Origin of the sequence: Mycolicibacterium novocastrense (assembly GCF_001570485.1) — a bacterium.
Classification (GTDB): domain Bacteria; phylum Actinomycetota; class Actinomycetes; order Mycobacteriales; family Mycobacteriaceae; genus Mycobacterium; species Mycobacterium novocastrense.
Window position 1 is genome coordinate 288810 of record NZ_BCTA01000002.1, and the last position, 17163, is coordinate 305972.

The 17163-nt window shown below is 66.5% G+C and carries 17 protein-coding genes; 9 read left to right on the forward strand and 8 right to left on the reverse strand.

Annotated features, from left to right (window positions below; translation table 11 throughout):
• Window positions 1-34 precede the first annotated feature (34 nt).
• Together RMCN_RS01565 and RMCN_RS01570 are read right to left on the reverse strand one after the other, a co-directional pair.
• Window positions 35-1600 (reverse strand): glycoside hydrolase family 13 protein, encoded by a 1566-nt coding sequence (locus tag RMCN_RS01565; RefSeq protein WP_067386731.1) that lies wholly within the window; start codon window positions 1598-1600, stop codon window positions 35-37.
• Entirely contained in the window at window positions 1600-1995 is a 396-nt protein-coding gene (locus tag RMCN_RS01570) for a globin (RefSeq protein WP_064405672.1), read from the reverse strand. Before RMCN_RS01570 ends, RMCN_RS01565 begins: the two co-directional genes overlap by 1 nt.
• A 139-nt stretch (window positions 1996-2134) precedes the next feature.
• On the opposite strand from RMCN_RS01570, the gene RMCN_RS01575 reads away from it, so the two are divergent.
• Genes RMCN_RS01575 through RMCN_RS01585 form a run of 3 tightly spaced genes read left to right on the forward strand, consistent with a single transcriptional unit; the run spans window position 2135 to window position 3585 of the window.
• Window positions 2135-2803, forward strand: coding sequence for an HNH endonuclease (locus tag RMCN_RS01575; protein WP_067386733.1), 669 nt, complete (start codon window positions 2135-2137; stop codon window positions 2801-2803).
• A gap of 25 nt (window positions 2804-2828) precedes the next feature.
• Entirely contained in the window at window positions 2829-3113 is a 285-nt protein-coding gene (ctaJ, locus tag RMCN_RS01580; protein WP_174523728.1) for an aa3-type cytochrome oxidase subunit CtaJ, read from the forward strand.
• Window positions 3100-3585, forward strand: a complete 486-nt coding sequence (locus RMCN_RS01585) for a DUF5130 domain-containing protein (RefSeq protein ID WP_067386735.1) — start codon at window positions 3100-3102, stop codon at window positions 3583-3585. The genes ctaJ and RMCN_RS01585 overlap by 14 nt, the downstream gene beginning before the upstream one ends.
• Window positions 3586-3690: 105 nt before the next feature.
• Here RMCN_RS01585 and RMCN_RS01590 read toward each other — a convergent pair whose 3' ends face one another.
• From RMCN_RS01590 to RMCN_RS01600, 3 genes are all read right to left on the reverse strand, one after another.
• Complete coding sequence (locus RMCN_RS01590; protein WP_110765718.1) at window positions 3691-4041, reverse strand: HNH endonuclease; 351 nt, start codon at window positions 4039-4041, stop codon at window positions 3691-3693.
• 93 nt (window positions 4042-4134) lie between these two features.
• Entirely contained in the window at window positions 4135-6720 is a 2586-nt protein-coding gene (pepN, locus tag RMCN_RS01595; RefSeq protein ID WP_067386737.1) for an aminopeptidase N, read from the reverse strand.
• Between the two features lie 50 nt (window positions 6721-6770).
• Window positions 6771-7154 (reverse strand): DUF732 domain-containing protein, encoded by a 384-nt coding sequence (locus RMCN_RS01600; RefSeq protein ID WP_067386739.1) that lies wholly within the window; start codon window positions 7152-7154, stop codon window positions 6771-6773.
• Window positions 7155-7354: 200 nt separating this feature from the next.
• Here RMCN_RS01600 and RMCN_RS01605 point away from each other — a divergent pair, with 200 nt between their 5' ends.
• The 4 genes from RMCN_RS01605 (at window position 7355) to RMCN_RS01620 (ending at window position 11109) form a co-directional block, all read left to right on the forward strand.
• Entirely contained in the window at window positions 7355-7975 is a 621-nt protein-coding gene (locus RMCN_RS01605) for a mycothiol-dependent nitroreductase Rv2466c family protein (RefSeq protein ID WP_067386741.1), read from the forward strand.
• A gap of 112 nt (window positions 7976-8087) precedes the next feature.
• Window positions 8088-8561 carry a ribose-5-phosphate isomerase gene (locus RMCN_RS01610; RefSeq protein WP_067386912.1) on the forward strand — a complete coding sequence of 158 codons (474 nt, stop codon included), beginning with the start codon at window positions 8088-8090 and terminating at the stop codon, window positions 8559-8561.
• Between the two features lie 2 nt (window positions 8562-8563).
• Window positions 8564-9370, forward strand: a complete 807-nt coding sequence (locus tag RMCN_RS01615) for an Fpg/Nei family DNA glycosylase (protein ID WP_067386743.1) — start codon at window positions 8564-8566, stop codon at window positions 9368-9370.
• Between the two features lie 50 nt (window positions 9371-9420).
• Complete coding sequence (locus tag RMCN_RS01620) at window positions 9421-11109, forward strand: cation:proton antiporter (protein WP_067386745.1); 1689 nt, start codon at window positions 9421-9423, stop codon at window positions 11107-11109.
• Window positions 11110-11122: 13 nt separating this feature from the next.
• Here the strand turns inward: RMCN_RS01620 and RMCN_RS01625 are convergent, their stop codons facing one another.
• Complete coding sequence (locus tag RMCN_RS01625) at window positions 11123-11899, reverse strand: hypothetical protein (protein WP_067386747.1); 777 nt, start codon at window positions 11897-11899, stop codon at window positions 11123-11125.
• A gap of 36 nt (window positions 11900-11935) precedes the next feature.
• On the opposite strand from RMCN_RS01625, the gene RMCN_RS01630 reads away from it, so the two are divergent.
• Together RMCN_RS01630 and RMCN_RS01635 are read left to right on the forward strand one after the other, a co-directional pair.
• Window positions 11936-12772, forward strand: coding sequence for a GAF domain-containing protein (locus RMCN_RS01630; RefSeq protein ID WP_084377009.1), 837 nt, complete (start codon window positions 11936-11938; stop codon window positions 12770-12772).
• Window positions 12773-12953: 181 nt separating this feature from the next.
• Complete coding sequence (locus RMCN_RS01635) at window positions 12954-14420, forward strand: sugar transferase (RefSeq protein ID WP_234787526.1); 1467 nt, start codon at window positions 12954-12956, stop codon at window positions 14418-14420.
• A 12-nt stretch (window positions 14421-14432) separates the two neighbouring features.
• Here the strand turns inward: RMCN_RS01635 and RMCN_RS01640 are convergent, their stop codons facing one another.
• Together RMCN_RS01640 and RMCN_RS01645 are read right to left on the reverse strand one after the other, a co-directional pair.
• Window positions 14433-15821: an FAD-dependent oxidoreductase gene (locus tag RMCN_RS01640; protein ID WP_067386750.1), complete on the reverse strand. Its 1389-nt coding sequence runs from the start codon at window positions 15819-15821 to the stop codon at window positions 14433-14435.
• A 6-nt stretch (window positions 15822-15827) separates the two neighbouring features.
• On the reverse strand, window positions 15828-16439 hold the full coding sequence (locus RMCN_RS01645) for an undecaprenyl diphosphate synthase family protein (protein WP_067386753.1): 612 nt from the start codon (window positions 16437-16439) through the stop codon (window positions 15828-15830).
• Window positions 16440-17163 lie beyond the last annotated feature (724 nt).

Below are 17163 nucleotides of genomic sequence, written 5' to 3' on the forward strand. Positions count from 1 at the left end.
TACAAACGCGGTCGCTCGCGGCAGGGCTACCGGGCTACACCAGCCAGGCGGCGCTGTCGGGCGGCAACGCGCCGTCGGACACCTCTGCGCTCGCCAGCAGGACCTGACCCTCCGGAAGCGGTATCGGCCGCGGACCCGCGTTCAGCACACACACCAACCCACCGGTGCGGTGAAACACCAGGCTGTCGGCGGGGGAGTCCAGCCACTCGACCGTCAGCCCGTCGAACTCGGCGCGCTGCGAACGCAATTCGAATGCCCGACGGAAGAACGCGAGCGTCGAGGACGGATCGGCCAACTGCTTCTCGACCGTCAACGCCGCCCACTGCGGGGGGATCGGCAACCAGGTGTCCGGATTGTCCGAGAACCCGAACGGAGGAGTGTCGCCGCCCCACGGCATCGGAATCCGGCTGCCGTCGCGCCCGCGCCGAGTGTGCCCGGACCGCTCCCACACCGGGTCGCGCAACGCCTCGTCGGGCAGTTCGACGTTCGGCAGGCCGAGTTCCTCGCCGTTGTAGATGAACACCGGTCCCGGCAGCGCCAGCATGACCAGAGCCATCGCCTTGGCACGGGCCAAGCCCACGGCACCGCCACCGTAGCGGGTCGGCACGCGGTCGATGTCGTGGTTGGCCAGCGTCCAGGTCGGGACGGCGCCCACCAATTCGGCTGCGGCCATCGAGTTCTCGATCGCATGACGGATGTCGGCGGCGTCGAACGTCGCGCGCAGAAGCCGGAAGTTGAAGCCCAGATGCAGTTCGTCGGGACGCACGTAGCGGGCGAACTGTTCGTTGTCGTAGACCCAAACCTCGCCAATCGCAACGGATTCCGGATAGTCGTCGAACACCCGCCGGATCCGGCGGTGGATCTCGTGCACGCCGTCGTTGTTGAACCGGGGATCGTCGTCCATCTCGGCCAGCAGCATCTCCCGTCTCACGACCTTCATGTCGGGAAGCCCGGGCGGCTTGGCCATACCGTGCGCGACGTCGATGCGGAAGCCGTCGACGCCGCGCTCGAGCCAGAACCGCAGCGTCTGTTCGAGGTCGTCGAACACCTCGGCGTTCTCCCAGTTGAGGTCGGGCTGCTCGGCGTCGAACAGGTGCAGGTACCACTGGCCGGGGCGGCCGTCGGCTTCGGTCACCCGGGTCCATGCCTGGCCACCGAAGATCGACACCCAGTTGTTGGGAGGCTGCGACCCCTCGGGCCCGGTTCCGTCGCGGAAGATGTAGCGCTCGCGCTCCCGGCTGCCCGCGCCCGCCGTCAGGGCCGCCTGAAACCACGGATGCGCGGAGCTGGTGTGGTTGGGCACCAGGTCCATCGTCACCTTCATGCCCAGGTCATGTGCGGCCGCGGTGAGCCGGTCCAACGCCGCCATCCCGCCGAACAGCGGGTCGACGTCGCGCGGGTCGGCCACGTCGTAGCCGTTGTCGGCCATCGGCGAGACCATCACAGGGTTGAGCCAAATCGCGTCGACACCGAGTGCCTTGAGATAGTCCAGCCCGGCGGTCACGCCGTCGAGGTCGCCGACGCCGTCGCCGTCGCTGTCGCGGAACGAGCGCGGATAGACCTGGTAGAACAGCGCGTCAGACCACCATGGACCCGTCATCAAAATGGTGCGTTCACCATCGAATGTGCGGCCATCTCCAGGTAGGCCAGCAACTCTTTGCGGTGCTCGTCGTCGAGCGTGTCCGAGTCGATCTCCGCGACCGCGGTGTGCATGCACCGAAGCCAGGCGTCGCGTTCGATGTAGCCGATCCGGAACGGAACGTGGCGCATCCTCAACCGCGGATGCCCACGCTGGTCGGAGTAGGTGCGAGGGCCGCCCCAGTACTGCTCGAGGAACATCCGCAGCCGCACCTCGGCCGGTCCCAGATCCTCCTCGGGGTACAGCGGGCGCAGGATCTCATCCTCGCGGACCAACTCGTAGAACCGCGCCACGATCGCGCGGAACGTCTCGTGGCCACCGACTTCGTCGTAGAACGACCTCTGTGGCTGTGTCACGCCACCATTGTTCCTTGTTGCTGGATTGGCCAGGTCAGGCGGGCGCGGCACCCGAAGTTCACCGGACTGACCTGCGAACACGTCGAGAATTGTCGTGCGATTCACAGGAATCCGTGGTGAACTGTCGGACGGAGGACGTATGGCGCATCGCAAGAAAGGCCCGTCCAAAAGGGCCGGACAGCGGAGTCACGGTGCCGCGACCGCCCTATCCGGGTCGGTGGTATCGGGCGCGCAGACACGCGTCCTCCACAGCGTCGACATCCATCCACCAAGTACCGCCGAGGGCTCGATCTGGGGCCGTCGCCGCGTCCTGCTGCTGAACTCCACCTACGAACCGTTGACCGCTCTGCCCATGCGGCGAGCGGTCATCATGTTGATGTGCGGTAAGGCCGACGTCGTGCACGACGATCCCGGCGGGCCGGTGATCCACTCCGCGAGCCGGTCGATCGTGGTGCCCTCGGTGATCCGGTTGCGCTCCTACGTGCGGGTGCCGTACCGGGCGCGCATCCCGATGACGCGCGCGGCACTGATGCACCGCGACCGGTTTCGCTGCGCCTACTGCGGCAGCAAGGCCGACACCGTCGACCACGTGGTTCCGCGCAGCCGCGGGGGAGTGCACTCGTGGGAGAACTGCGTGGCGGCCTGTTCGCCGTGCAATCACCGCAAAGCCGACCGGCTGCTCGCCGAGCTGGGGTGGTCGCTGCGCACGGTGCCCGTTCCGCCGAAGGGGCAGCACTGGCGGCTGCTGTCGAGCGTCAAGGAACTCGACCCGTCATGGGTCCGATATCTGGGCGAGGGCGCGGCGTAAACGCGGCTGGTATACGGTTTGCGACGTGAGCACCACAACGACAATCGCGCTACTGACCTTGGTGCCGCTCGGGCTGACGGCTGTACTTGCCCTGTTGATCTGGCGCAAGAAGGGCCCGCACCCGGCGAGCTACAAGCTGTCCGACCCCTGGAAGCACGCGCCGATCCTGTGGGCGTCCGACGAGCCCGCGGATCACGGGCACGCGACCGGACGCAGTGTGGCGGCCGACTCCGCGGCCCATGGCGGAAACGTGGGAGAACACCAGTCCAACGCGGTGACGATTGGAGGCGGCGCCAGTGGCAAGTGGTGACGTTGCAGTGACCGGCCATCGGGCCGCGGTCGGGCGCACGGACCTTCCGATGGGCTGGGTGGTCACCTCCAGCGGCCGGATCTCCGGTGTCACACAGCCGGGCGAGCTGTCGCTGGACTATCCCTTCCCGACCAAGGACCTGGTGTTCCTCGACGACGCGCTCAAGTACGGGTCGCGGGCAGCCAAGGCCCGTTTCGCCGTGTACATCGGCGACCTCGGTGACGACACCGCGGCCACCGCGCGCGAGATCCTGGCTCAGGTGCCCACCCCGAACAACGCCGTGCTGCTCGCGGTCTCGCCCGATCAGCACGCGATCGAGGTGGTCTACGGCGCCGACGTGAAGGGACGCGGCATCGAGGAGGCCGCCCCGCTGGGCGTCTCCGCGGCGGCCGCGTCGTTCAAAGAGGGAAACCTGATGGACGGGTTGATCAGCGCGGTGCGGGTGATGAGCGCCGGCGTCACCCCGGCCTGACTCACCCTTCTGTTTGCGCGACGGTGCGTGTTCCCCTCGCAAGCGGTGGGCCCAGCACACGACACGCCGCGGTAAAGCAGCGTTATGCGCACGCTCGTGGGCGCGTCACGGTGCATCGAGTGCGAGCGCAGCACGGATTTCGACGTAACGCTCGAGGAAGCGTCGCTCATCGAGACGCTTGCGCCGCAGCCACGCGGTGACCTCGTCGTTGCACTTGCTGGTGTTACACGAGGCGCATGCCGGTACGACGTTGTCGATCGTGTACCGCCCGCCGCGTGATATCGCCATGACGCAGTCGCGCTGCAGCGCTCGATTTGTCGCGCCGCAATAGGCGCAGCCCTGCCACGCGTCCTTGAGGGCTTGCCACTGCGCCGGCGTGAGGTCGTTGTCGACGGCAGCGATTCGACGCTTGCGCCTGCGGGCAGCCCTGGCCCGGCGCGTTCTGCTGACCGCCACGCGCTCAGCATGCACCGCGAGCGACCGCTGTTGTACGCCCGGAGGCGGCGTGTCGCGGCGCAGACACGGTCACTCGCGCGAAAAAGGAGTGCGCTAGCCGACGTCGAAGGCGCGGGCGCGCAGCGACCGCTCGACGCCGGCGCGGCCCTCGATCACCAGACGGCGCAGCGGGGGCGGCACATCGGGGTCGGCGAGAAACGCGTCGGCGGCGGCCAACCCGTCCTCGCTGATGTCCCACGACGGGTACAACCCGATGACCACGGTCTGGGCCACCTCGCTGGACCGCCGCTGCCACACGCCCGCGATCGCGCCGAAATACTTGGCGCGGAACGGCTGTAGCAACTCCTGCTGACCGGGCTGCACGAAGCCGCCGATGATCGCGCGCGCGGAGATGTTGGCCAGCGTGTCGTCCTCGATCACCTGCTCCCACGCCGCTTCCTTGACCGCCAGTTCGGGGCGGGCAGCCGCCGCAGCCGCGGCGTGCCGACGTCCCGCCGCGGTCGGATCGCGTTGCGCCTCGGCGTCGATGAACGGGGTGTCCATGCCCTCGGAGTCGACGGCACCAGCGGCGGCCAGCGCGGTCACGATGCGCCACCGCAAATCGGTGTCGACGACGAGACCGGGCAGGCCCTTGACCGCGGGGTCATCGTCCAGTAGCGCCGAGAGCACCTCGACGTGCCGCGGGCTCAACACCGATCCGCACAGCGCGTTGACGTAGGCCAGTTGGTGGTCGGAGCCGCCTTCGGCACCGCAGGCCAAGTCGAGCAGCCGGTCGGCGAACTCGGGCCAGCCGGACGAGCGCGCCCACTGCGGGTCGGCGTAGGAGTTCAGCGCCGTCTGGGCCTGCAGCAGAAGCCGTTGCAGCACACCGACTTCGGTCTCGGCATGCACGCCCCCGCATACCAGCGACACGAAGTCGCGGGCCTTGAGCTCGGCCTCGCGAGTCATCTCCCACGCCGCCGACCACGCCAGGGTGCGCGGCAGCGGCTCGGCGATGTCGGCGATGCGCGTCAGCACCGTCTGCAGCGAGTCCTGGTCCAGCCGCAGCGAGCAGTACGTCAGGTCATCGTCGTTGACGAGGATCAACTTCCCGCGCGGAACCCTTTGCAGCGCAGGAACATCCGTACTCGAACCTTCGACGTCGAGTTCTTCGCGGTGCACCCGCACCAGCTTGCCGGAGCCGTCGTCGTCGTAGATCCCGACCGCGAGGCGATGCACCCGGGTCTCACCGGCGCCGGGTGCGGCCCCGCTCTGGTCGATGGCGAACCGGGTGAACCGGCCGTCGCCGTCCAGGTCGAAGTCGGGGCGCAGGGTGTTGAGGCCCGTCGTCTTGAGCCACTGCCGGCCCCATCCCGACAGGTCGCGCCCCGACGCCTTTTCCAGCGCGCCCAGCAGGTCACCGAACGTGGCGTTACCGAAGGCGTGGTCGCGGAAGTAGTCACGCAGGCCGGAGAGGAACTCCTCCTCGCCGACGTAGGCGACCAGTTGTTTGAGGACGCTGGCCCCTTTGGCGTAGGTGATCCCGTCGAAGTTCACCTCGACGGCCGCCAGATCGGGGATGTCGGCGGCGACGGGATGCGTGGAGGGCAGTTGGTCCTGCCGGTAGGCCCACGACTTCTCCACGTTCGCGAACGTCGTCCACGCCTCGGTGTACTCGGTGGCCTCGGCCTGGCACAGCACCGAGGCGAACGTCGCGAAGGATTCGTTGAGCCACAGGTCATCCCACCACTGCATGGTGACCAGGTCGCCGAACCACATGTGGGCCATCTCGTGCAGGACGGTCTCGGCACGCCGTTCGTAGGAGGCGCGTGTCACTTTGCTGCGGAAGACGTAGTCCTCGAGGAACGTCACCGCGCCCGCATTCTCCATCGCGCCGGCGTTGAACTCGGGCACGAACAACTGGTCGTACTTGCCGAACGCGTACGGGATGCCGAAGTTGTTGTGGTAGAAGCCGAATCCCTGCTTGGTCTCGGTGAAGAGCCGTTCTGCGTCCATGAACTCGGCCAGCGATTTGCGGCAGAACAACCCCAGGGGAATGTCGCCGTGGTCGTCGCTGTACACGTCGTCCCAGCGCGCGTACGGGCCCGCGACGAGCGCCACCAGATACGTGCTCATCCGTGGTGTCGCTGCGAAGGTGTGCCGCTTGGCTGCGCTGGCGTCCTCGACGTCGACGGTGGCGCCGTTGGACACGACCTCCCAATGTGAGGGAGCTGTCACGGTGACGTCGAAGGCCGCTTTGAGATCCGGTTGGTCGAAGCACGCGAACATCCGCTTGGCGTCGGCGGTTTCGAATTGCGAGTACAGGTACACCTCGTCGTCGACGGGGTCGACGAACCGGTGCAGGCCCTCTCCCGTGTTGGAGTAGCGGCAATCGGCATCGACGACGACGACGTTGTGCGCGGCCAGCCCCGTCAGCGGAATACCGGTCGATTCGTCATAGCCCGACACGTCGATGTCGTGACCGTTGAGGGTGGCGCTGTGGATCGTGTCGGCCGCGATGTCGATGTAGGTGTCGGCGCCGGCGAGGGCGTCGAATTCAACGGTCGTCGTGGACCGGAAGGTGCGCTCGCCGGGCTTGCCGGTGCCGTCGGTCAGATCGAGTTGGATGCGGTAGCTGTCGACGGTGACCAGGGCGGCGCGTTCGACGGCTTGGTCACGGGTCAGGTTGGGAAGTGCCACGCGACCAACCTATAGCCCGCGCCGTCCCACGGCGCGCCGCACGTCCGGCGTCAGAAACCCGGTATCGCCCGCGCCGCTGGCAGCCAGTCCATCACGGTGCCGTTACCCACCGATGCCAGCATCTGCGGGCAGTACATCGAGATCGCGATGCCCGTGAAGAACGCTGCGATGTCGGGCGGGATGCCGTTGTCGGACACCTGCGTGTACACCTTCGCGAGGTTCTTGCCCGGTTCGACGAGCATCGGGCATACGGATTCCCCGAGCGCGACCATGTTCACGGGGTTGTCGACGGACATGCCTGCGCCGCGAAGTGCGGCCAGGAAGGCGTCGTCGGTCGTGTCGGCTTGGGCCGGTGCGGCGAGCGTCGTCGTGACCGCCGCCAGGCCGACCCCCAACGCCAGAGCGCGTAGTGGAAGATCAACACGTCTATTCACTTCGGTAACGATTCTTCACATTGGTCACATCAGGAACACGGTTCGATCACCGTTTGCACTCTTAGGCGTTTCTCATATCGCGGCGCGCGAAGTGGGCGGCTATAGGCGCCGCCGCGGGGAACACTGCGTGCATGACCGCGGTTGTCAGGACTGGACCCAACAAGCATCCTGCTCACCCCCGCTCCCGGAAGGAATCGCCCATGTCCGAGAAGTCCGTCGCAGAACTCTGGTTCGACCCGCTGTGCCCGTGGTGCTGGATCACCTCGCGGTGGATCCTCGAGGTCGAGAAGGTCCGCGACGTCGAGGTGAGCTTCCGGGTGATGAGCCTTGCGGTGCTCAACGAGGGCCGTGACCTGCCCGAGGAGTACCAGGAGGCGATGAAGAAGGCGTGGGGGCCGGTGCGCGTCGCCATCGCCGCCGAACAGGCCAAGGGGCGAGAGGTTCTCGGCGCGCTGTACACCGCGATGGGAACCCGCATCCACAACCAGGGCTACCGCGAGACCGACCCCGATTTCAGCCGGGTGATCAAGGAGTCGCTCGCCGAAGTCGGCCTACCCGCCGAACTGGCCGACGCCGCCACCACCGACAAGTACGACGAGGCGCTGCGCAAGAGCCACCACGAGGGCATGGACCCGGTCGGCGAGGACGTGGGCACCCCGACCATCCATGTCAACGGCGTCGCTTTCTTCGGGCCCGTGCTGTCGAGGATTCCGCGCGGTGAGGAGGCCGGCAAGCTGTGGGACGCCTCGGTGACCTTCGCGTCCTATCCCCACTTCTGGGAGCTCAAGCGCACCCGCACGGAGTCGCCGGAATTCGACTGATCGCCGAACCAGTCGGCGGCCTGGGTGCCGCGAGACGTACACCTGGGTCGTTTGCTCGCCGAGATCACGACCCTCATGTTGATTTCGCGAGCACCGAAGTAGGGTGACCGCCATGCGCGTCTACTTGGGAGCCGATCACGCCGGCTTCGACCTCAAGCAGGCCATCATCGAGCACCTGCGCGGTTCCGGGCACGAACCGATCGACTGCGGAGCCTTCGTCAACGACCCCGACGACGACTATCCGGCGTTCTGCATCGCCGCCGCGCAGAAGACGGTCGCCGACCCGGGCAGCCTGGGCATCGTGCTCGGTGGCTCGGGCAACGGCGAGCAGATCGCGGCCAACAAGGTTCCCGGCGCACGGTGCGCGTTGGCGTGGAGCGTTCAGACCGCCCAACTGGCACGCGAGCACAACAACGCTCAGCTGATCGGTATCGGCGGGCGCATGCACAGCCTCGAGGAGGCGCTCGCGATCGTGGACGCGTTCGTGAGCACCCCGTGGTCGGAAGCCGAACGGCACCAACGTCGTATCGACATCCTCACCGAGTACGAACGCACCCACGTCGCGCCTCCGGTGCCCGGCGCCTAGGGATGCCCGAAGGCCACACGCTGCACCGGCTCGCCCGGTTGCATCAGCGGCGCTTCGCTCGCGCACCGGTGATGGTGTCCAGCCCGCAGGGCAGGTTCGCCGACGGCGCCGCGGCGGTCGACGGGCGGGTGCTCAAGAAGGCCACCGCATACGGCAAGCATCTGTTCCACCACTACGAGGGCGGCCGGGTGGTGCATGTGCATCTCGGGTTGTACGGCACGTTCACCGAGTGGCCGCTGCCCGCGGGGACGATACCGCCGCTGCCGGTCGGACAGGTCCGGATGCGGATGATCGGCGCCGAGTACGGCACCGACCTGCGGGGCCCGACGGTGTGCGAGGTGCTCGCCGAGCCGGAGATCGCCGACGTCATCGACCGCCTCGGCCCTGACCCGCTGCGCCGCGACGCCGACGGATCCCTGGCCTGGGCCCGAATCCGTAAGTCGCGCAGGCCGATCGGGGCTCTGCTGATGGATCAGACGGTGATCGCCGGCGTGGGCAACGTGTACCGCAACGAATTGCTCTTCCGGCACGGCATCGACCCGCACCGGCCGGGCATCCGCATCGACGAGGACGAGTTCGACGCGATGTGGACCGACCTCGTCGAGCTGATGCGGATCGGGTTGCGGCGCGGCAAGATCCACACCATCCGCCCGGAAGACGACCACGGGCTGCCGTCGTATGGGCCCGGTCGCCCCCGCACCTACGTCTATCGGCGGGCCGGCGAGCCGTGTCGGCTGTGTGGCACCGAGATCCGCACCGAGGTGATGGAGGGCCGCAACCTGTTCTGGTGTCCGACCGACCAGACATAGCCACCGCGGCTGAGTCACCGTGACGGCCGCACCTCAGCGACAATCGGCGCGTGGAGTTGATTCTCGTCGTCGTCGGAGCCATCGTCGTCACCGCTGTCGCACACCGGCGCGGCCTGGAACCGGCCCTGGTCATCGTCGTCCTCGGCGCCGCGGTGTCGTTCCTGCCCGATTTCGAGCCGCCCGAACTCGATTCGCACATCCTGCTGACCGTGGTGCTGCCGCCGCTGCTGTACTCGGCGGCCCTGAACTTCTCGTTCCCGACGTTCCTGCGCAACATCCGGCCGATCCTGGGCCTCGGCGTCGGGCTGGTCGTGGTGACCGCATTCGCGGTGGCGGCCTCGGCGTGGCTGGTGGTCGTGCCCCTGACATTCGCCACCGCGCTGGTGCTGGGCGCAATCGTCGCACCGCCGGACGCGGTGACGGCGGTCGCGGTGGGACGCAAGCTGGGCCTGCCGAAACGGGTGATGGCGATCTTGACGGGGGAGAGCCTGATCAACGACGCCGCAGCGCTGACGCTGTTCTCGATCGCGGTGGTTCAGGTCACCGGCGGACACATCTTCATCCACAACCCGTTCCTGCTGTTCGGTTACAGCGCGGTCGTCGGACCGATCGTCGGCGCGCTGCTCGGTTTCGTGACGTTGTGGATCCGCAGGCGGCTGGCCAATCCGGGGCTGGAGACGGTGCAGGGCCTCGTGGTGCCGTTCGCGGCGTTCATCGTCGCCGAGGAGCTGCACGCTTCGGGGGTGTTGGCGGTCGTCGTCGCCGGCTTCGTGGTGGCCAACGGCACGCTGTCGGCCGGCTACCAGACCCGGCTGCAGGAACGCTATGTGTGGAACTCGGTCGACGTGTTGCTCGAGGCGTTCGTGTTCGCCTACATCGGCTTGCACCTGCGCTTCGTGCTCGAGGACCTGCAGGAGGCACACGAGTCGCTCGCCGAGGTCGCCGTGGCGTCGCTGGTCGTCCTGGTCATCGTCTTGGTGATCCGACCGCTGTCGGTGTTCGCCATCTTCGGGCGCAACAAACTGTCCCAGCACGTCGAGACGCGGTTAAGTGTTCCCGTGCCCGCGAGCGGAGGCCGCGGCGCGCTGGGAACCCGGCGGCGCAGCAACCCGCCGGGTCGGTGGCGTTCACGCATCGACCGGCGGTCACTGTCCTGGCGGGAGAACGTGGTCGTGTCGTGGACCGGTATGCGCGGGGTGGTGACTTTGGCTGCGGCTGCGGCCATTCCGGCGACGACGGTCACCGGCGAGCCGTTCCCCGAGCGGGCCACCATCCAGGCCATCGCCTTCGTGGTCAGCGTCGGCACGCTGTTGCTTCAAGGGTCGACGCTGCCGATCCTGATCCGGCGGCTGCACATCTCGCGGTTCTCGGATGATCACGCGGTCGACCGCGAGGAGGAACTCAAAGCCGAACGCGTCGTGCACGACGCCGCGGATCGGGTGCTGGCCGACTTCAGGGCCAATCCGCCTGCGGGCCTGAGTCCTCGCGTGGCTGCCGAGATCGAGGCGACCATCGCCCGGCACTCGCAGGACGCCGATGAGATGCCCGACCCGGAGGCGCACACGAAGCGTTCGGAGGTGTTCGCCGCGCTGTACCGCGACGTGCTCGCGCACCAGCGGGCGGCTCTGATCGCCGAACGCGACGAGGGCCGCATCGAAGACGAGGCGGTCCGCGCGATGCTCGAACGGCTCGACCTACAGGAGGCCGGGGTGTCGGCGCGTCTGGAGAGCCGGCTGTAAGGACCGCGCCGCGTCAGAAGCCGCCGAAATCGCCGAAACCGCCGCCGATGTCGCCGCCACCACCCCAGTCGCCGCCACCCCAGTCTCCGCCACTGTCAGCGCCCCAATCGCCGCCGGGATCCTGACCCTGGTCGAACCCCTGGTCGTAGCCCTGGGCGAAGCCTTGTTCGTAGCCGCTGCCGTGCATACCGGAGAACAACGCGTCGAACAGCAGCACCGAGCCCAGGCCCCAGGCCCCGGCGACGAGCGCGGGTTTCCACCATGGCTCGGAATACCAACCCGCGGGCACCGGCCGGCCTGCGACCCGGCCGCCGGGGTAATAGTTCGGGGTGCGCTCCGACGGCGTCGGCGAGGCCTCGATCTGGCGGCCCTCGAAGTCGACCTTGCGGTCCTCGGTCACCGTGCCTGCCGACCGCTGACCGGCGAGCGTTTCGAGTTCGGGGCCGGGATCCATGCCCATCGCCACGCGAGCGGCGCGCACGTAATAGAGGCCTTCGAGCGCGCTCTCCTTGGCCAGCAATGCTTGCTTGGCGGTGTTGGCCTGGTCGATCTGCGACCCGGCCGCGGTGTAGCGCTCGGATGCGTCGGCCAGCGCCTGCTTCGACGCCTCGTCGGTTCCGGTCAGGCTGATCACCTGTCCGCCGAGACGTTCGATGACGCGGCGCGCGTCGGCCTTGGCGTCGTCCAGGGAGGCGACCTTGCGCCGGTCGGAGGCCCTCATCGCGGCGTAGGCAACGACGCCGAGTGCGACGATGACCAGGACGACGAGAACGAGCAGAACACCGTTCATGCGGACCAGCGTACCTAGGTTCACGGCCCGGACCCGATGACGAACGGCTGGGTGGGTGCGCCGTGCTATGGGCGGGTTCAGGAGGGCTCGGGCAAACCCGTTCGACGGCCGCTCGATTTCTGTTCGCGCGTCAATTTGCGTACCGTGAACAGAGTGAGGGAGTGGGTACGCAGATTCGACGGCTTCCTCAACCGCCTGCTCGAAGAGCATGCGCGCGAGGCGGGGGAAACCGTCGACACCTACGTCGCCCGTGCGGTCGCGAGACAGATGGCGATCGATTTGAGGCGCGCCGAGGATCCGGCCATCGACGATCTGCAAACTCACCTGGTGGCGTCAGGCGTGTTCGACGAGACCGCGATGCCGGACGTGTCGGAGGTCATCACCGACCCGGACCGACTTGCCGCCCTCCATCGGACCGGCTTACTTGACTCTCCGCCGGAGGCGATCTACGAACGGATCACCCGGGCCGCGGCCGAAGCGCTCGACGCCCCCTTTGCCCTGGTGTCCCTCGTCGACGTCGACCGACAGTTCTTCAAGAGCTCCGTCGGTCAAGAGACCGCGTCCCCCGAGGATCGGCAGACACCGCTCGAACGTTCGGTCTGCCAGTACGCGGTGGCCAATGGCGCGCCGTTGATCCTGGAAGACGCGCGGGCCGATCCGACGTTCAAGCGGCATCCAGCGGTGCAGGACGGGACGGTAGTGGCGTATCTCGGCATACCGCTGATGGACGATGCCGGCAATGCCGTTGGGACACTGTGTGTGTACGACACGAAGCCACGCCTGTGGAGTACGGGTCATCTTCAGGTCCTAAGTGATCTCGCGGCGCTCGCCGCAGAACGCATGTTTCACGGGCGCACTGACTCGCAGCAATGAGGCAAGCTGCTGCCGGCACCCGAATCGCCGGGAATTCCGGCGGCATAGCCTAGACTGGCAACGTTTTCGATTGCAGGTACTTCTATAGCGCTGGGTTTCCATCGGGGGGAACATGCAGGCTGATGCGGATGCGTCCACCCGTGATTCGCAGCCTCGGCTCAGGTCCACGGTGCCGCAGCTCATGGCCATGCCGCCGGCCACTTCTCGCGGTGGGAAGTCCGGCTGGGTCGAGACCTTTCGCGCCGAGTCCGGCTACGTGGCGCTCACCGTCGGTTTGGACATCTGGTCCGCGGCGTGGGCAGTCGCAATAGCGCTGTGGTTGACGCCGGGTCCCGTCGCGGAGCGAAATATCGCAGCACTCTCGTGGCTGTTCGTCCCCATCGTCGTGGTGATCATGCACACCCGGTCGTTGTACAAGCGCAGGCTCGGTCACACCTTCCTCGACGACTTCGAACCCGTCGAAACGTCGGTGGCGGTGTCGGCGCTGGCGACGCTCACCGCCTTCATAGTGTTCGTGCCTGAATTGCCGACCGGTTCGGTGGTGGGGGACTACGTCCGCCCAAGCGAGGTGGTCATCCGGATCTGGGTCTGTGCCGCCATCTTGCTGCCGGCGAACCGCCTCATCCGATCGTTGATTCAGCGCTACCTGAGGCGGCGGCACGGCTTCGGATCCTCCGCGCTGATTGTCGGTTCCGGTCCGTTCGCCCGTCAGCTCATCACCCGGATGCGTCAGCTCCCCGACTACGGACTACACCCCGTTGGGGTGCTTGACGACGTTCGTCCTGCGGCCGCGGAGTTGGACGACGTGCCGTACTTCGGATCCACGGCCAATCTGGAGGTCGTCGCTGCGGCCACCGGCGCCAAGGAGCTCATCGTGGCGCCGTCGTCCACTCCCGACGATGAGCTGGCCCTCGCGGCTCAGCTGGCACACCACCTCGGATTGCGCGTGCGGGTAGTGCCCCGCTTGATGGACGTCATCGGCGGCGGAACGTACGTCGACCACCTCGGTGGCATCCCTCTGCTGGTGCTCAGCCATACAGATCCGAAGGGCTGGCAGTTCGCCGTCAAGCACGCCATGGGGCGCACGATCGCGGCGATCCTGCTGGTCCTCATCTCGCCCCTGTATCTCACGCTCGCGGTCCTGGTGAAGCTGAGCTCCCCGGGTCCCGTCTATTTCCGTCAGGAACGCGTCGGGCGCGACGGCAAGGTTTTCGACTGCCTGAAGTTCCGCAGCATGCGTCCCGTCGGCCCGGCCACGAATGCGTTCGCGCTGAAGGAAGGTTCGGCCCCCGGCGGTGTGGAAGGCGACGACCGACGCACGCCCATCGGCAAGTTCATGCGCAAGGCATCGCTCGATGAACTACCGCAACTGGTCAACGTGCTGCGCGGGGACATGACGCTGGTCGGGCCGCGGCCTGAGCGACCGGAGTTCGTCGAGCTCTTCGAGATGCAGGTCCGCCGTTACGGCGACCGCCACCGGGTGAAGGCCGGTATCACTGGTTGGGCACAGGTGCACGGGCTTCGGGGTCAGACCTCGATCGCCGACCGGGCGGAGTTCGACAACTACTACATCGAGAACTGGTCGCTTCTCCTCGACTTCAAGATTCTGATCCTGACCGTTCTGGCGGTACTGAAACCCGCAGAGTAGGCGGGCGAAGTACTAGACCCTCAGCAACCCGGACTCGTGGTAGCGGCGCTCCTTGTTGACCTGCCAGGGGTCGACGCTTTCACCGAAATACCGCTTGACGCTGTGCATGGCACTGAGCATCGCGTGGTCCTGGTTGTCGTAGCGGTGCATGCCGTTGCGTCCGATCGGATGCAGGGACGGATAGCGCTTGCGGAGGTAATCCCGAATCTGGGCGACGCTTGACTCCATCGCCGGATTGCAGATCGGGTAGGCGAATTGCGAACGGACCACCATGACGCGCTCGATGGTGGACGGATCGAAACCCAATGTGCGCAGGTCGCTTTCGACCATACGTCGCATGTGAGCGTCGTCGGCGGTCCACAGCGCTGAACCTGCACCGATGAAGTACTCGAACCCCAGGTACGTCCCATCCCAGCCTGATGGTGTGAGGTCATCCGACCACTGGCGGTAGTTCTGGATACGGCCTACCCGCAGGTCCATGCCCGGTGTGTACACCCAGTTGAAGGGCAGCTCTCGGCGCTCGCCGAGGGCGACCGCGACCGTGATCAGCCCTCGGTGCTTGAGCTGGGCGGCGGCCTCCCAAACCTGCTGTGGCGGGGCGGGTTCCAGGGCATTGACCAACATCTGCAGGGGCATGCTGGAGAAGACGGCATCTCCCGTGACGGTGTCCCCGTTGCGCAGCTCGATCGCCCACCTTCTGCCGTCGAACCTGAGCTTGACCACCGGTGAGTCCAGCGACGGTTCGACACCGAACCGCGCCAGCTCCGATGCTGCGGCGTCCCAGAGTTGACCGGGCCCGCGGCGGGGATAGAGAAACGCGTCGGCGGCCATGGCGTCTCGACCGCCCCACACGATCGGCTTGATGCGCTGCTCGGCCCAGTCGCTGGTGAGGTGAGCGGGCTCGGCGAGCCACGTCTTGCGGACGTACCCATCGAAAAACATGCGATACCAGTAGTCGCCGAACTGGTACCGGCCCCACTCAAGGAAGGTCGCAGAGTCGTCGAGTGAGCGCATCCCACGGCGCATCCTGGACCACACGAGACTGCCCAGGCCATGCGCTCCGCGCCCATAACCCAACTGCGTCAGCAGGTTTCGACCGAGCAGCGGATACGGCACGTAGTGGCCGTCGACGAGCATGGCGGAGCGCCTCGACACCGCGTGCCACTCACCGGCCGGCAGGAGGGATTTCCAGAGTTGAAGGATGTGCTCGTTCTTGGTGAAGAAGCGATGACCGCCCGGGTCGACCCGGAAACCGTGCTCACCCGGAGTGCGCGCCAGACCTCCAACGTTCGACGATGCCTCGAACACCTGGGCCGCGACGCCGTTCTTCGCCAGTTCGAGTGCGGCGGTGAGGCCGGCAGGGCCTGCGCCGATGATCACGGGACGCCGGTCGGAGTGCATCGGTGCCTACCGTCCCCGAAGCTGCGGTGTGCGCCGGTAGTCGTCGATGAACTCGTCGATGTGCCGCTCTTCGAGTTCGTTGAGCGGCGTCGTCAAGAACCGCAGTTGAGCGTACTGGGTCTGCAGCGGAAGGAATCCGCTCAAAAGAGGCTCGGGGGAGGTGCGGATGACCAGGTCGACGTCCTCGATGTCGAAGGCGCCGTTGATTTCGCCGCCCTGTTGCTGCGCTTGCGCAACGGCTGCTCGTAATTCGTGATTCGCGTCGTAGGCGGCGAGGATGTTGATGCGGAATTCCTCTCCGCGCATGACGGATTCGGCGTGCTCGGCCGCCGCGACGTAATCCTCCGGTAGCAGCGTGCGGTCACCGTACAACCGGACACTGCAGGCGTCCGGCTCGAAGCGGGCAGGGATCAGGTGGGTCAGGAAGTGGATCGACGCGTTGAACACGGGCTCGAGCTCGGCCTGACTGCGGGCGAGATTGGCCCGGCTCAGGTTGTACACCGACACCGTCCGTACGTTGTGTCGGCGTAGTACCTGAAGAACGTCGGCTACCTTTTCCGCGCCCTGTAGATACGCCTCAGCCAAGGAGATGCCACGGCTTTTCGCCCATCGGCGCATACCGTCTGGGATCAAACCGACATGGGCAGGCTCGCAGCCCGTCAATACGTGCAACCTATCCCCCCCGTAAGCACGCTTATACTAGAAGTAAGAGTAGTTATCTCGTACCCATAAGTCCATTTATTGAAACAAACTCGCGGAGGTTCCTCTGTGGTCCCTCTTGCGGAGGGCTGGCGGACGGCGTCAAGGGGAACGGACTGAACGTCCTGACCTTTGACGGTGGCGGGTCGACCTGCGCCACGCGCACTCCCGCCCGAGTCGGGGCACAGCCAACGATCGGCTACTGCCTCGCACGAGATCTCGTTCGGGCCCATTCAAACCCCTTTTAATTGTTCCTTCCTAATAGGTATGACACTGCCGATCATGAGTCAAGTTATTGACAAAAAAAGATGGTTTTCCGTGTTACCGAGATATGGCTGAAATATGGCATCCGGTGTCAATGGGCTGCCTTTAGGAGGTCGATACGTGTCGTTAACTCGCAAAAACAGCAAATTGTCAAGCCCGATGAACCAAGCATCTCCAGATAGGTTGCTTGCCGAGGAAACGAGTGCTAGAGCGCGGTGCGTTCCAGCCGTCGGTGCCGCTTTTGTTCCCGAGGCGTCAATATCAGCGAAGATGTGGGGTTCGGCGCGGATACTTCGGCGAGGAGAGCGATTCCCGACGAGTCGCGAGATCAGGACCGATCCAACGCTTTTCCTCAGCGCAACCCTGAACGGGCTGACAC